The following is a 12,778-nucleotide window of genomic DNA, read 5'->3' as shown; positions in this document are numbered from 1 at the left end:
GTTAACGACCTTCGCGAGCAAGCCCGCTCCCACATTTGGATCGTGTCCGCCTTTGGGTTTGCTGTTGCTTCACCACACTTAAGCCCGAGCGAGGTGCAGAGTGGTGGGGCAAGAGCGGAACCCTAGGCGGCCGTTACCTGAATAACGGATATACCCTCAATCCGCCGCATTGGCATACAAATAATCCGTCGCCAACGAAGCCAACGTCCGTACCCCAACCACCAACGCCGACTCATCCACAAAGAACCCCGGATTATGATTCGGTGCCGCCTTGCTCATGTCCTGATCCCTCGGCGTCACCCCCAGAAACACAAACAACCCTGGCGCTTCCTTGGCATAAAACGAGAAGTCCTCAGCCCCACCCACCAACGGGGCATTCACTACGTCGCCATTCGCCGCCCAACGCAAACTCGGCAGCATCTTTTCGGTCAGCGCCGGGTTGTTGATGGTCGGGTCGTACTTCTCAATGATCGTCACCTCAGCCTTCGCCCCACCACTCTCGGCGATTTTCTCGACGGTCTGCCGCACATCCGCATGCAGCTTCTGGCGAATGCCATAGTCGTAGGAGCGAATGGTCCCACTCATGTCCACCGACTCGGGAATGATGTTGTACCGCGTCCCTCCGTTGATGGTGCCAATACTCACCACCGCCGGAAACGAAGAAATGTCGGTACGCCGACTGACCACCGTCTGCAGCCCCACAATGGCCTGCGCCCCCACGGTAATTGGATCGATCCCATCCCACGGCCGCCCCGCATGGGTCTGCTTGCCCAGGATCTTGATCCGCAGGTCATCCGAGCTCGCCAGCGTCGGCCCCGGCCGATACGCAATCTGCCCCGCAGGCACCCCGGCCCACACATGCAGCCCAAAAACGGCATCCGGCTTGGGCGATTTCATCAGCCCTTCCTGCACCATCATCTTCGCGCCCCAAGTGTTTTTACCGTCGGGGATAAAGTCGCTCGGGCCTTCTTCAGCCGGCTGGAAATAAAACACCACGGTCCCAGGCAGACGATCGCGCATACCTGTAAGGATTTTCGCCGTGCTCAGCAGGATGGCGGTGTGGGCGTCGTGGCCGCAGGCGTGCATCACGTCGACTTCTTTATCGAGGTACACACCCTTGGCCTTCGAGGCGAAGGGCAGGCCGGAGACTTCCTTGACCGGCAGCGCATCCATGTCGGCGCGCAAGGCCACGGTCGGGCCGGGCAGGGCGCCCTTGAGGATGGCGACAACGCCCGTGCGCGCCACGCCAGTCTTGACCTCCAGCCCCATCTCCCGCAGTTGCTTGGCCACCAGCTCCGCGGTGCGATGTTCGGTATTGCCCAGTTCAGGATGGGCGTGGATGTCGCGCCGGGTTTCCAGCAAGGCCGGTTCCAGTACTTTGGCCTGGGCGGCGATGGTTTCGCGGGCACTGTCCTGGCCGCTGCTGGCGGCGATGACCGCGCTGCTGGCGACACCGCACAGCAGGCCGAATACCCATTGGTGTGTAAGACCGGTCAAACGCATAAGGACTCTCCATGATTATTGTTGTTGATCCTGACGTCATCCGGGCAGCGCTTATTCTTTCTCTTGCACGCCTCCCGCCGCTGTCACCACTTGCACGCTCAAGCGTGGGGTGGCCAGGTCCAGCCCGGCTTCGTCGAGGTGACGCTTGAGCGACAGGTTGAACGCCCGCGAAACCTCCCACTGCTTGATCGGCGCGGTCTTGAAGCGGGCGCGAAGAATCGCACTGCCGGACTCGAAACTTTCTACACCCTGAATCTCCAGCGGCGACCAGATATTGCGCCGCTGCAACGGGTCGTTGCGCATCTTCTGCCCGACGTCGCGCATCAGCTTGATGGCGTCGTCGATTTCCATGTTGTAGGGAATCGCCACCCGGAAGATCGCGTAGCCGAACTCCCGGGAGTAGTTCTTGATGCTTTTGATTTCACTGAACGGGATCGTATGCACGATGCCGTCGATGTCCCGCAGGCGCACGGTACGGATGGTCAACCCTTCGACCGTCCCCAGGTGGCCGCCGACATCCACGTAGTCATCAATTGCCAGGGAGTCTTCGATAATGATGAACAGGCCGGTGATCAAATCCGCCACCAGCGACTGTGCACCAAAACCGATGGCCAGGCCGATCACACCGGCACCCGCCAGCAGCGGCGTGACGTTCATGCCCATGTTCGCCAGGGCGACGATGGCGGCAATGATGAAGATGGTCACGAACAGCACGTTGCGAATCAACGGCATCATCGTCTGCGCACGCGCATTGGCCAGGCCTTTGCGCGAGCGGGTGAGGGCGTGGTGGATCGCGGTGTCGCTGAGGATCCAGATCAGCCAGGCAAACAGCAATGTGCCGGCAAGGCCGAACAGTTTGACGCTGATTTCATGCCCGTCGCCTTCGGTAAAGCGGATCAGCGACAGGCCCCAGACCCGCAGGCCGAGTTCGATAAACACCAGCCACACCACCAGGTGGGCGAGGGTGTAGACGAAGCTTTTCAGGCGCTCGGAGTACAGCGCATGGCGCTTGTGCCCACGCTGCGGCTTGAGTGAATGGCGGCGCACCAGGCCGTTGATCACCATGCACAGCACCAGCAACACCGTGCACAACAACGACTGGCGCAGGGCGGTGCTGGTGTCGCCGGCGGAGACGAAGGTGGCGAACAGCGAGATGCCCACCAGCAGCAACGCCGGCAGGTACCAGAAGGTGCCGACGATTTCGATAGTGTCACTCAGGGCGCGGCGGGTCAGGCGGCGGGACAGCGGCTGGTTGCGGATCAGGTGCGCAATCGGCCGGCGGAATCGCAGGATGAACACACCGGTGGACAGCGCGGCCATGACATTGGCGATGGTCGCGGCGACATGGGACAGGTGCTGGCCCAGGCTCTCGGCCAGGCGCGGGTCGCTGACGGCTTCGCCAAAGGCGGCAAAGCTGCCGATCAGCCACAACGGCCGGAAGGCCTGGTGGCGCAGGATGTATAACGCGCGGTGACGGTGCGGGCCGTCGAGTACGGAAAAGGCGACCACGCAGATCGCCGAGAAGCAGGTGCCCACCACCAGCGCATAGGCCAGCACCATTGCCAGGGATTTGCCGAGGGACGAGGGCAGTGCGTAACTCATGTAGACGGTGATCACCAACGCGATCAGCCACGGGCCGAGCTTGCGCAGGGCAAAGCGCAGCAGGTCCCAGGTCTTGGGGTGTTGCGGCAGTTCTTCGGTCAGGCCGAAGCGCTCGCGCACCCGGTGGCTGAGCCAGATCAGGATCGCGGCCAGCAGGCTCCAGAGCATCAGGATCATGGCAAAGGCAAAGATGATCGGCAGCCATTCGCTGGCCGGCAGCATCAGTGCGGTGAGTTCATCCTTGGCCTGGTCAAACTCGTTGGACCAGCGATTGAGCGGGCTGTCGGCACCGGAGAATTGTTGCTCCAGGCTCGACAGCGTGCCGCCGATCAAACCGAGCACACCCAGTTCGGCGGCGGGCTGGGCCTTTTGCGTGGTCTCACGAAGCTTTTTCAGGTCGCTCAGCAGCTTGGTGCGCTGTTGGTCGTTTTCCAGGGTCTTGATCACCTCGTCCAGGGACTGGCCCAACGGGACATCGGCTTGCGGCTGGGTTTTGGTGTTGGTGCCCAGCAGCCCTGGCAGGCTCACGGCGTGGGCAGGCGCCATGGGCAGCAGGGTCAGCAGGCAGAAAAGCAGGCAACAGGGCAGGGCAAACAGACGGGCAAGCACGAGGCGGTCAACCTTAAAAACGACGAATTGACCGAGTGTACGAGGCCGTCATGTGCAATGCGAGTGAGATTGTCATTCGGCGAGTTTGGCGAGGATCTTGTAAACCACGGTGCCGAGGATCAGCAGCATGCCGATCCACATGCCGAACACACCGATGGGTTTGTCGCGGAAGTTGAAGCCGATGGCCAGGAGGATCATGCCGGTCAGGATGGGGATAAGCATGGAGTGGAAGGCGGACATGGTGATCATGGTGCGACGGCCTTGTCGGGTGGGAATAGGTATAAGTCTAGGTCGATTTCGCCAAGTGCGAGTTGATCCGTGTCAGAAACGCTACAAAACCCGGTTAATTTCTACATCCGATGGCTTTTTTTCGATTGGCCACGGTCAACATCCCTCAGGAACCTTAAACCCAGGAGCATTCATCCATGAGCACACCCAAGGCACTGTTGATTCTGCACGGCAAGCAAGCCCTCAACGAGCAGGTGCGGGCGGCGGTGCAGGGCAAGCGCGAGCAGGGCTGGGAGCTGGCCGTACGGGTGACGTGGGAGGGTGGCGATGCCCAGCGGTTTGTCGATCAGGCCCTTGCCGATGGCTACACGCGGCTGATTGCCGGCGGCGGTGACGGCACCCTGCGGGATGTGGCCGAGGCCATGGCCCGGGCCAAGACCGAGGCCAGCCTGGTGCTGATGCCCCTCGGTACCGCCAACGATTTTGCCCGCGCCGCCGGTGTGCCGCTGGAGCCCGAGCAGGCCCTGGACCTGCTGGATGTACCGGCCCGTGCCATCGACCTGGGCGAAGTAGGCGGGCAGATCTTCCTGAATATGGCCACCGGTGGTTTTGGCAGCCAGGTCACTGCCAACACCTCCGAAGACTTGAAGAAAGTCCTCGGTGGCGCGGCGTATCTGTTTACCGGCCTGTCACGCTTCAGCGAGTTGCGCGCGGCCTACGGTGAATTGCAGGGCCCTGACTTTCACTGGCGCGGCGAGCTGCTGGCCCTGGGCATCGGCAACGGGCGCCAGGCCGGTGGTGGCCACGTGCTGTGCCCCGGCGCCCTGGCCGATGATGGTTTGTTGGATATCAGCATCTTGCCGGCGCCGCAGGAAGTGGTCGGCACCCTGCGCAACCTGATGACGGACGGCTGGGGCCTGGACAATATGTTTGTGCGGGCGCGCTTGCCGTGGGTCGAAATCAAGGTCGCCGAAGGGCTGGCGATCAACCTCGACGGCGAACCACTCCAGGGTGACGACTTGCACTTCTCGGCCTTGCCCCAGGCACTGCGGGTGCATCTGCCGGAGGATTCACCGTTGCTGACTAATCGTCAAGGCTGATGATCTGTTCGCGCACTGCGAACAGCACCAGGCCCGCCACGTCGAAAATCTGCAGGCGCTTCATGATCTGCGAGCGGTGGGCTTCCACGGTCTTGATGCTCAGACCCAGGCCATTGGCGATTTCACGGGTGGACTTGCCGCGCACGATCAAGCGCAGGATTTCCAACTGGCGTGCCGTCAGGTTGTGGCTGTGGGGCGGCGGGTTGACCTGGGCCTGATTGCGGATCAGCGCCTGGTTGATCACCGTATGGGCGATTGCCGGGCTGAGGTAGCGTTCGTTGTTGCGCAACGCCAGCAGCGCGTGCTCCAGCTCATTGGCCGTGGTGTCCTTGAGCAGGTAGCCATGGGCGCCGGACTCCAGCGCGCACATGATCAGCTCCGGGTCGGTGTGCATCGACAGGATCAGCACCTTGCTCTTCGGATAGGCGCGCTTGAGGTCTTTCAATGCATCGAGCCCGCCGGTGTGCTTCATCGACAGGTCAAGCAGCACGATGTCGGGTTGCAGCGCGTCAAACCGCTCCAGCAACTGCGCGCCGTCGCTCGCTTCACCGATCACCGCGTAGCCGGGAATATCCATGACCAGCGCACGCACGCCGGCCCTGATCAGGGAGTGGTCATCCACCAGGAGTAAGTTGCACGTCACTCTAGAACCTTATGGGGGTTGGCCCGTTCGAGGGCGCGGGGCGCCCAGGGGAAAAGCGCTTCGATCCTCGTCCCGGAGCCTGGCTGGCTATTGACCGACAATGTGCCTCCCAGTTGATCAATCCGCTCGGACATCCCGGCCATGCCCCGCTGGCCTTCCTGGGCGGGGTTGATGGCGGGCGAAAAGCCCTGGCCGTCATCGCTGATAAACAGTGACAGGCCTTCGGGCAGGCGTTGCAGGCGTACCAGCAGGTTACGTGCCTGGGCATGGCGCAGCATGTTGGTGACGGCTTCCTGGGTAATGCGAAAGGCGGCAACAGCCATCTCTTCCGGGATGCCGGTCAGCCGTTGATGGCATTCCAGGCTCCAGCTTACCCGGGTGTTTTCCAGGGTCTTGAGCAGATGCGCCCGCAGGCTCGCCTCAAGGCCCAGGCTCGCCAGTTGCCGGGGGTTGAGGATGGCCGACACGTCCTGCACCTTGGCCAGGGTTTCGTTGAGGGTGTTGCACAGCACCGCACAGTGGCCCTGCAGGTTTTCCGGAAGACGGCGCTTGAGCCATTCACTTTGCAGCTTGGCGGCGGTCAACAGTTGGCCGATATCGTCGTGCAGTTCGCGGCTGAGGCGATGACGTTCGTTTTCCTGGACCTGCAACAGACGGTCGGCCAACTCCTGGGGCTGGAACTTGATGGACTTGCGTGAGCGCCACTGTTGCAAGCCCACCACCAGCAGGGTGGCCAGGTTCACTGACAACAGCGCCAGGGGAAGATCGGCCGAGTGTGCATAAGCCCACAGGCTGAGCAGGCACGCGCACAGGCATAGCGCGAGGGTTATCCAGCGTGCATTGCTTCGGGACACGGACCTTGCGATGAGTGACTTCAGGCTGGCGTACATAGGAGGCGCATTTCACGTTTATATGCATCATGAAGTTGAGTCACTTCGAGCGGGGCATGGTACCACCACTATTACCGTTGGTCGCCTGGCGCCGAGCGGGATGAGGCGTATTAATCACGGCAGCGTCCCGGAAGGTAGTCCCGGAGTTCAACGAGTGGGGAAGTTGTATCATTGAAGTTGTTTTGTATCAGTATTGTCGTTAGTGGCTTATTGATATTTTTCTGCTAACGACGTCGTGATGCATAAATAGTTGTGGTGTCGTTTTTAGATAATCAGGCAATTGAATGCGACATTTTTGTCGCTTGAATGCGAAGAAGCCTCAAATAGCGTAAGGCCTGTGTTGTTGCTTATAGCCGAAATCGCTTTGGGGGATGTGTTGGACAACGGTGGCGATCAACACGGTTTGTTCCGTTTCATCCAGGCCGAGCTTGCCGGTTTTTGTGTCGATCAACTCCAGTTGCCAGGCCAGCAGGGTGAGGCAGTTGTGCAGTGCATCAAGTGCTTCGTCATGCAGTTGCAGGGGGCTGGCGGCGTTGCTGATCAGGTACTGGATATGCCGTGAGAACTCGCTGATCGCCCTCAGGGCCAGGGCTTCGGATTTTTCCGCGAGCTTGATCAGGTTGGTTTTCATGCAGTCGATCGCGTCACTGTCGTTGCGGATCAAATGCAGGTGGCTCAAGCATTCTTCAGACTTGGCCAGCAACATTTCCGCTTCGAGGAGGAACTCGGGAAGTGCAAGTTGCCACTCTTTGCCGTCGTTCATCACACAAGTCTCCAGAACATACGATCGGATGATGAGATGTTGCACCGGTTGAATGGCGTAAAACTACCGCTGAAATATGACGAATATCTGTAGGCCCGTTCCGACTTTTCAGTAGGAAATTTATTTGAATGACGGCCGTCGTCCGAGTACCCCACAATTTCCAGGGGCATTCGCACAACTTCTTTGGGTGCCAGTACATAAGTCACTGGATGATCCATTGGCCGTGGGCTTGCGATAGCAAACAAAAGCCTGACTCCATTCATGCAATGAGAATGGCGTCACATTAATGGCTATTAGATATCGCGAATATCAGGTTGGTCCTGATTGTGGATAGGGGAATCCCTTACATAGCGGAACCTCGCGCAGACTTTGCGGTCACGCGGCGGTGGTGATGGGCCTTGCGCTGAAGCGGGTTCAGTAAAGCATGATGTCAGTGTGGCATCAATGGATTTGCATGGCATTTTAGTGGGGGGTCAAGGTGCGGCGTTTGCCGCCGATAACCTGCTTCAGTGACCAGCACTATCCATCCGCTAAACCCCAGGAGTCTTTAATGGCCGGCATTCTCGACACGGTAGATCAACGCACACAATTGGTGGGTGAGAATCGCCTGGAGATCCTCATGTTTCGCCTGGCCGGGCGGCAGCTGTTCGCGATCAACGTGTTCAAGGTGCAGGAAGTGCTGCAACTGCCCAAGTTGACCCTGATGCCCCAGCGCCATCCGTTTGTCTGCGGGGTGGTCAACCTGCGTGGGCAGACGTTGCCGGTGATCGACCTGTCCCAGGCGATTGGCATGCGTCCGCTGATTCCGGGCCCCAACAGCACCATTATCGTCACCGAGTACAACCGCTCGGTGCAGGCGTTCCTGGTGGGCGGCGTCGACCGCATCGTCAACATGAACTGGGAGGCGATCCTGCCGCCGCCGGCAAGTGCCGGGCGCCAGCATTACCTGACGGCCATCAGCAAGGTCGATGACCAGTTGGTGGAAATCATCGACGTGGAAAAAGTCCTCGCCGAAATCGTGCCCTACAACGCCAAGGTTTCCCGCGAGAAACTTGAAGACCCGGTGCTGGAACGCGCCCGCGGCCGCGAAGTGCTGCTGGTGGATGACTCCAACGTCGCCCTCTCACAACTGCGTGACACCCTCGGACAGTTGGGGGTGAAGATGCACATTGCCAGCGACGGCCTCAAGGCACTGAACATGCTCAAGGCCTGGGCCGACAGTGGCCAGGTGATGACCGACAAGCTGTTGATGATCTTCACCGACGCCGAAATGCCCGAGATGGACGGCTACCGCCTGACCACCGAGATTCGCAACGACCCGCGCCTGCGCAGCCTGTACGTGGTGCTGCATACGTCGTTGTCCGGCAGCTTCAACGACTCGATGGTGAAGAAGGTCGGTTGCGACAACTTCCTCTCCAAGTTCCAGCCCGACAAGTTGGTGGACGTGGTGCGTCAGCGCCTGATGCTGGACGAAGTCCCGGCTTGAGCTTAGGGTGACGGCTTTGTCCCTCAGGAATGCAGGCCCATGCTTCGTCTCAGCGCGTTGTACCGATACCCCTTGAAGTCCGGCAAGGGTGAATCCTTGCAGCAGATCGGCCTGGACACACTCGGGCTCGACGGGGATCGACGCTGGATGTTGGTGGACGAGGCCAGCGGGCGTTTCCTGACCCAGCGCGCCGTGGCCAGGATGAGCCAGCTCTCGGCGCTGTGGAACAGCGCCGGTGGCCTGACCTTGAGCGCCGAGGGCCAACCTGCGCTTGACGTGCCACTACCCGGCAGCGATGCCGAGTTGCGCGGCGTGACCATCTGGCGTGACACCTTGCGCGTGCCGGATGCCGGTGACGAGGCAGGCGCCTGGCTCAGCGAATTCATCGGCAAACCCACGCGGCTGGTGCAAGTGCCGCTGTCCCGTGCACGCACGACCGAGGCCGGCTACGGCAAGGATGATGACAAGGTCGCGTTTGCCGATGGCTTTCCGTTGCTGCTGATCGGCCAGGCGTCCCTGGATGACCTGTCCCAGCGTATCGGTCGGCCCATGGAGATGCTGCGTTTTCGCCCCAACCTGGTGATCGAGGGCAGCGAAGCCTTTGCCGAAGACGGCTGGAAGCGGATACGGATCGGTGACGTGGAGTTTCGCGTGGTCAAGTCCTGCTCACGCTGCATCCTCACCACCATCGACCCGGCGAGTGGCGAGCGCAGTGCCGACCGCGAACCGCTGGCCACGCTCAAGACCTACCGCGAGCAAGAGGGCGATGTGATGTTCGGGCAGAACCTGGTCAACGATGGGGTGGGCCGCCTGGAAGTCGGCATGCCGGTGACGATCCTGGAGTAAGCATCCCTGAAATGAAAAATGCCCGTCTCTCGCGAGACGGGCATTTTTTTCGGCTATCGAACGTTTAGCCGCGGTATTCGCACAGGTAGGCGGTGTCGACCGCCACCTTCAGCTGGAACTTGCTGTTGGCTGGCACGTTGAACTGGCTGCCGGCGGCGAAGGTTTCCCAGTCGGTGCTGTCTGGCAGCTTGACGGTCAGTGCGCCCGATACCACGTGCATGATTTCACGCTGGGCAGTGCCGAACTCGTATTCACCCGGGGCCATGACGCCGATGGTCGCCGGACCTTCTGCAGTGCCGAAAGCGATCGACTTGACGGTGCCGTCGAAGTACTCGTTGACTTTAAACATGGGCGAATCCTCGGAAAAGGGTCAAGAAAGGTCGGCCAGTATGCCTTCTACACGGGCAAAATCAACGGCAGCAGCCGTGCGGTATTGCGTGCATCTTCCAGCGCCCGATGCTGTTGGCCGTGGAACTGCATGCCGGCCAGTTGCAGCGCGCCGTTGAGCCCCAGCGGCTTGTCCAGGCGCCGGGCCTTGGCGAAGCGTTGCTTTAGGTTCACGTGGGGTGTCTGGTCCAGCACGCTGCTCAAGCCATGGCGCTGCCACTCCAGTTCCAGTTGCTGGCGATCGTAGTCACCCCAGCTCGCCCAGCCTTCCAGGCGTGCCTGGTGCTGGCCAAGCCAGCGTTCGAACAGCGGCCACACCTCGATCAACGGCGCGGCAGCGTCGATATTCGCCTGGGTGATGTGGGTCAACTGGCGGCAGAACGGCGTCAGCAGCGGCCTGCGCAATGGCCGCACGAAACGCTGGAAATGGTCCAGTTCACGGCCCTGGCGGTTGACCAGGCTCACACCGATTTCGATGATTTCCATCTCGGTCACGGGCCAGCCGCCTTCATCCGTTGTGGCTTCAAGATCAATAATCAGCCAATGAGGCATCGCAGGTTCCCGTACTCTTCCCGTCCTGATGGGGATAGAGCGTAGCCAAGCCTGCTAGTTCCGCCCAGGGCTTACTCGATCTCCAGCAAAATCTGACGGTTCCTGACCTGATCGCCTGCAACCGCCTGGATTCGCTTGACCACGCCACTCATGCCGGCCTTGAGTGGGTGCTCCATTTTCATCGCTTCCAGCACCAGCAACAGCTGGCCCTTGCTGACCGAATCGCCTTCGCTGACCCGTACTTCGACAATTGCCCCATCCATCGGCGCCTTGACCGTGCCGTTGCCGGCCTCGGCCTGGCGGGTGGCGACGGTTTGGGTTCGATCATTGATGCACACGCCGGGCAACCAGAGCCGGGTGCCTTGCAGGTGGTAGGCAATGCGACGGCGAATGCCGTTGAGAACGGCGGTGGCCCAGCGTCCGTCGGTGGAGAGGTCGCGTATTTCGATGGCGTGCTGATCAATCTCGACGTGCAGGCAATTGTCCGCCAGCACACTGAGGCTGATGGTCCGGGGCTCGTCGTGTTCGGCCAATTGCCAGGTCCAGGGTACGCTGGCGTTGTTGCGCCAGCCGGATAATGGCTGGGTGTGAGCGCTGGCGCTGTGTTGGTAAAACAGCGCGGCGGCCAGGGCCAGCTCTTCGTTGGTCGCGTGGGTACGCGGGATGTCGCTGAAGTGTTCGGCAATAAAGCCGGTGCTGAAATCGCCGGCGATGAAGTGTGGATGCTTGAGCAGGCTGGCCAGCAGGCGCTGGTTGGTGGGCACGCCGAGCAGCACGCAGTCTTCCACGGCCCTGACCAGCTTGCGCCGGGCCTCTTCGCGGGTGGCGCCGTGGGCGATGATCTTGCCCAGCATCGAGTCGTAGAACGGGGTGATGCGCTGGCCTTCCAGCACGCCATGATCGATGCGCACACCTGGCGCCGGGTCCCAGCGCAGTACGTCGCCGGTTTGCGGGAGGAAGCCCTGGGCCGGGTCTTCGGCGTACAGGCGCACTTCCATGGCGTGGCCGGTTAGGGTCACTTGTTCCTGACTCAGGGGCAAAGGTTGGCCGGCGGCGATGTGCAGTTGCCAGGCGACGAGGTCGAGGCCGGTGATCAGTTCGGTGACCGGGTGTTCGACCTGCAGGCGGGTGTTCATTTCCAGGAAGTAGAAATTGCCGTCGCGGTCGAGCAGGAACTCCACCGTGCCGGCGCCGACGTAATTGACGGCGCGCGCGGCCTTGAGGGCGGCTTCGCCCATGGCTTGGCGCAGCTCGGGGGTCATGACGGGGCAGGGGGCTTCTTCGATGACTTTTTGATGGCGGCGCTGGACCGAGCAGTCGCGTTCGCCGAGGTAGATCAGGTTGCCGTGGGTGTCGCCGAACAGTTGGATTTCGACGTGGCGGGGGGCGATCAGGGCTTGTTCGAGGATGAGTTCCGCGCTGCCGAAGGCGTTTTGTGCTTCGGAGCGGGCGGTGCGCAGGTGTTCCAGCAGGGTGTCGGGGTTGTGTACCAGGCGCATGCCGCGGCCGCCGCCGCCGGCGCTGGCCTTGATCATCAGTGGGTAGCCGATGTGGGTGGCTTGTTGTTGCAGGGTTGGGTCGTCCTGGTCGGGGCCTTGGTAGCCCTTGATGCAGGGGACGCCGGCGTTGAGCATGGCGATTTTTGAGAGGCGTTTGCTGCCCATCAGGTCGATGGCTTCGGGGCTGGGGCCGATGAAGGTGAGGCCGGCGTTTGCGCAGGCTCGGGCGAAGTCGGGGTTTTCGGAGAGGAAGCCGTAGCCGGGGTGGATGGCGTCGGCGCCGGTGCGGTGGGCTGCGTTGAGGATGGCTTCGATGTTCAGGTAGGACTGGGTGACGGGGGCGGGGCCGATGTTGATGGCTTCGTCGGCCATCTGGACGTGCAGGGCGTCGGTGTCGGCTTCGCTGTAGATTGCTACGGTGCGGTAGCCCAGGGATTGGGCGGTGCGCTGGATGCGGCAGGCGATTTCGCCACGGTTGGCTATGAGGATTTTGTTGAACATGAGTGACCCCTTGGGTTGGCGTTTACCGTGTACATATCCATTCCTGCGGTAACGGCTGCTATTGGTTCCGCTCTTACAGCGGGTCACTTTTGAAAAGCGCAAAAGTAACCAAAACGCTCTGCCCCGCCTGTCGGCGCCTCGCTGTGGCTCGGCGTTCCCTCACTCCGGC

Annotated in this window: 11 protein-coding genes and 1 pseudogene; 3 read left to right on the top strand and 9 right to left on the bottom strand. The window is 61.2% G+C overall.

Annotated features, from left to right (window positions below; all coding sequences use genetic code 11):
* Nucleotides 1-156: 156 nt before the first annotated feature.
* The 3 genes from ACW9I6_RS24250 to ACW9I6_RS24240 all read right to left on the bottom strand — a co-directional run bounded on the left by ACW9I6_RS24250 (nucleotide 157) and on the right by ACW9I6_RS24240 (nucleotide 3,963).
* Entirely contained in the window at nucleotides 157-1,503 is a 1,347-nt protein-coding gene (locus ACW9I6_RS24250) for an amidohydrolase (protein ID WP_102369614.1), read from the bottom strand.
* 51 nt (nucleotides 1,504-1,554) lie between these two features.
* Nucleotides 1,555-3,714 (bottom strand): mechanosensitive ion channel family protein, encoded by a 2,160-nt coding sequence (locus ACW9I6_RS24245; RefSeq protein ID WP_457339929.1) that lies wholly within the window; start codon nucleotides 3,712-3,714, stop codon nucleotides 1,555-1,557.
* A 72-nt stretch (nucleotides 3,715-3,786) separates the two neighbouring features.
* Entirely contained in the window at nucleotides 3,787-3,963 is a 177-nt protein-coding gene (locus ACW9I6_RS24240; protein ID WP_003219760.1) for a hypothetical protein, read from the bottom strand.
* Nucleotides 3,964-4,139: 176 nt separating this feature from the next.
* Between ACW9I6_RS24240 and yegS the strand changes: the two are divergent.
* Nucleotides 4,140-5,064, top strand: a pseudogene (gene yegS, locus ACW9I6_RS24235) (lipid kinase YegS); the annotation flags it as partial.
* Here the strand turns inward: yegS and ACW9I6_RS24230 are convergent.
* The 3 genes from ACW9I6_RS24230 to ACW9I6_RS24220 form a co-directional block, all read right to left on the bottom strand.
* On the bottom strand, nucleotides 5,026-5,685 hold the full coding sequence (locus tag ACW9I6_RS24230) for a response regulator transcription factor (RefSeq protein ID WP_003219763.1): 660 nt from the start codon (nucleotides 5,683-5,685) through the stop codon (nucleotides 5,026-5,028). The pseudogene yegS and the gene ACW9I6_RS24230 overlap by 39 nt on opposite strands.
* A complete protein-coding gene (locus tag ACW9I6_RS24225; RefSeq protein WP_003219766.1) occupies nucleotides 5,682-6,575 on the bottom strand; it encodes a sensor histidine kinase in 894 nt (297 codons plus the stop codon). Before ACW9I6_RS24225 ends, ACW9I6_RS24230 begins: the two co-directional genes overlap by 4 nt.
* 319 nt (nucleotides 6,576-6,894) lie before the next feature.
* A complete protein-coding gene (locus ACW9I6_RS24220; RefSeq protein ID WP_003219767.1) occupies nucleotides 6,895-7,338 on the bottom strand; it encodes a hypothetical protein in 444 nt (147 codons plus the stop codon).
* 550 nt (nucleotides 7,339-7,888) lie between these two features.
* On the opposite strand from ACW9I6_RS24220, the gene ACW9I6_RS24215 reads away from it, so the two are divergent.
* Both ACW9I6_RS24215 and ACW9I6_RS24210 read left to right on the top strand, forming a co-directional pair.
* Nucleotides 7,889-8,824: a chemotaxis protein CheV gene (locus ACW9I6_RS24215; protein ID WP_008430676.1), complete on the top strand. Its 936-nt coding sequence runs from the start codon at nucleotides 7,889-7,891 to the stop codon at nucleotides 8,822-8,824.
* Between the two features lie 39 nt (nucleotides 8,825-8,863).
* Complete coding sequence (locus tag ACW9I6_RS24210) at nucleotides 8,864-9,670, top strand: MOSC domain-containing protein (RefSeq protein WP_003219772.1); 807 nt, start codon at nucleotides 8,864-8,866, stop codon at nucleotides 9,668-9,670.
* A gap of 64 nt (nucleotides 9,671-9,734) precedes the next feature.
* Here ACW9I6_RS24210 and ppnP read toward each other — a convergent pair whose 3' ends face one another.
* The 3 genes from ppnP to ACW9I6_RS24195 all read right to left on the bottom strand — a co-directional run bounded on the left by ppnP (nucleotide 9,735) and on the right by ACW9I6_RS24195 (nucleotide 12,609).
* On the bottom strand, nucleotides 9,735-10,019 hold the full coding sequence (gene ppnP / locus ACW9I6_RS24205; RefSeq protein ID WP_003183665.1) for a pyrimidine/purine nucleoside phosphorylase: 285 nt from the start codon (nucleotides 10,017-10,019) through the stop codon (nucleotides 9,735-9,737).
* A gap of 47 nt (nucleotides 10,020-10,066) precedes the next feature.
* The gene (locus tag ACW9I6_RS24200) at nucleotides 10,067-10,609 is read right to left on the bottom strand and encodes an exonuclease domain-containing protein (protein ID WP_214499930.1); all 543 of its coding nucleotides are present in this window, start codon (nucleotides 10,607-10,609) and stop codon (nucleotides 10,067-10,069) included.
* Between the two features lie 71 nt (nucleotides 10,610-10,680).
* Nucleotides 10,681-12,609: an acetyl/propionyl/methylcrotonyl-CoA carboxylase subunit alpha gene (locus ACW9I6_RS24195; protein ID WP_457339928.1), complete on the bottom strand. Its 1,929-nt coding sequence runs from the start codon at nucleotides 12,607-12,609 to the stop codon at nucleotides 10,681-10,683.
* Nucleotides 12,610-12,778: the final 169 nt, after the last annotated feature.

The sequence above is a fragment of the Pseudomonas sp. SDO5522_S412 genome, from assembly GCF_054071215.1.
This window is presented reverse-complemented; position numbering and strand designations above follow the sequence as displayed.

Excerpts from the sequence above, each read along its gene's own strand:
- ppnP (WP_003183665.1), bottom strand. The coding sequence starts at position 10,019 with ATGTTTAAAGTCAACGAGTACTTCGACGGCACCGTCAAGTCGATCGCT.
- ACW9I6_RS24225 (WP_003219766.1), bottom strand. The coding sequence starts at position 6,575 with ATGTACGCCAGCCTGAAGTCACTCATCGCAAGGTCCGTGTCCCGAAGC.
- ACW9I6_RS24240 (WP_003219760.1), bottom strand. The coding sequence starts at position 3,963 with ATGATCACCATGTCCGCCTTCCACTCCATGCTTATCCCCATCCTGACC.
- ACW9I6_RS24210 (WP_003219772.1), top strand. The coding sequence starts at position 8,864 with ATGCTTCGTCTCAGCGCGTTGTACCGATACCCCTTGAAGTCCGGCAAG.
- ACW9I6_RS24200 (WP_214499930.1), bottom strand. The coding sequence starts at position 10,609 with ATGCCTCATTGGCTGATTATTGATCTTGAAGCCACAACGGATGAAGGC.
- ACW9I6_RS24195 (WP_457339928.1), bottom strand. The coding sequence starts at position 12,609 with ATGTTCAACAAAATCCTCATAGCCAACCGTGGCGAAATCGCCTGCCGC.
- ACW9I6_RS24250 (WP_102369614.1), bottom strand. The coding sequence starts at position 1,503 with ATGCGTTTGACCGGTCTTACACACCAATGGGTATTCGGCCTGCTGTGC.
- ACW9I6_RS24220 (WP_003219767.1), bottom strand. The coding sequence starts at position 7,338 with ATGAACGACGGCAAAGAGTGGCAACTTGCACTTCCCGAGTTCCTCCTC.
- ACW9I6_RS24215 (WP_008430676.1), top strand. The coding sequence starts at position 7,889 with ATGGCCGGCATTCTCGACACGGTAGATCAACGCACACAATTGGTGGGT.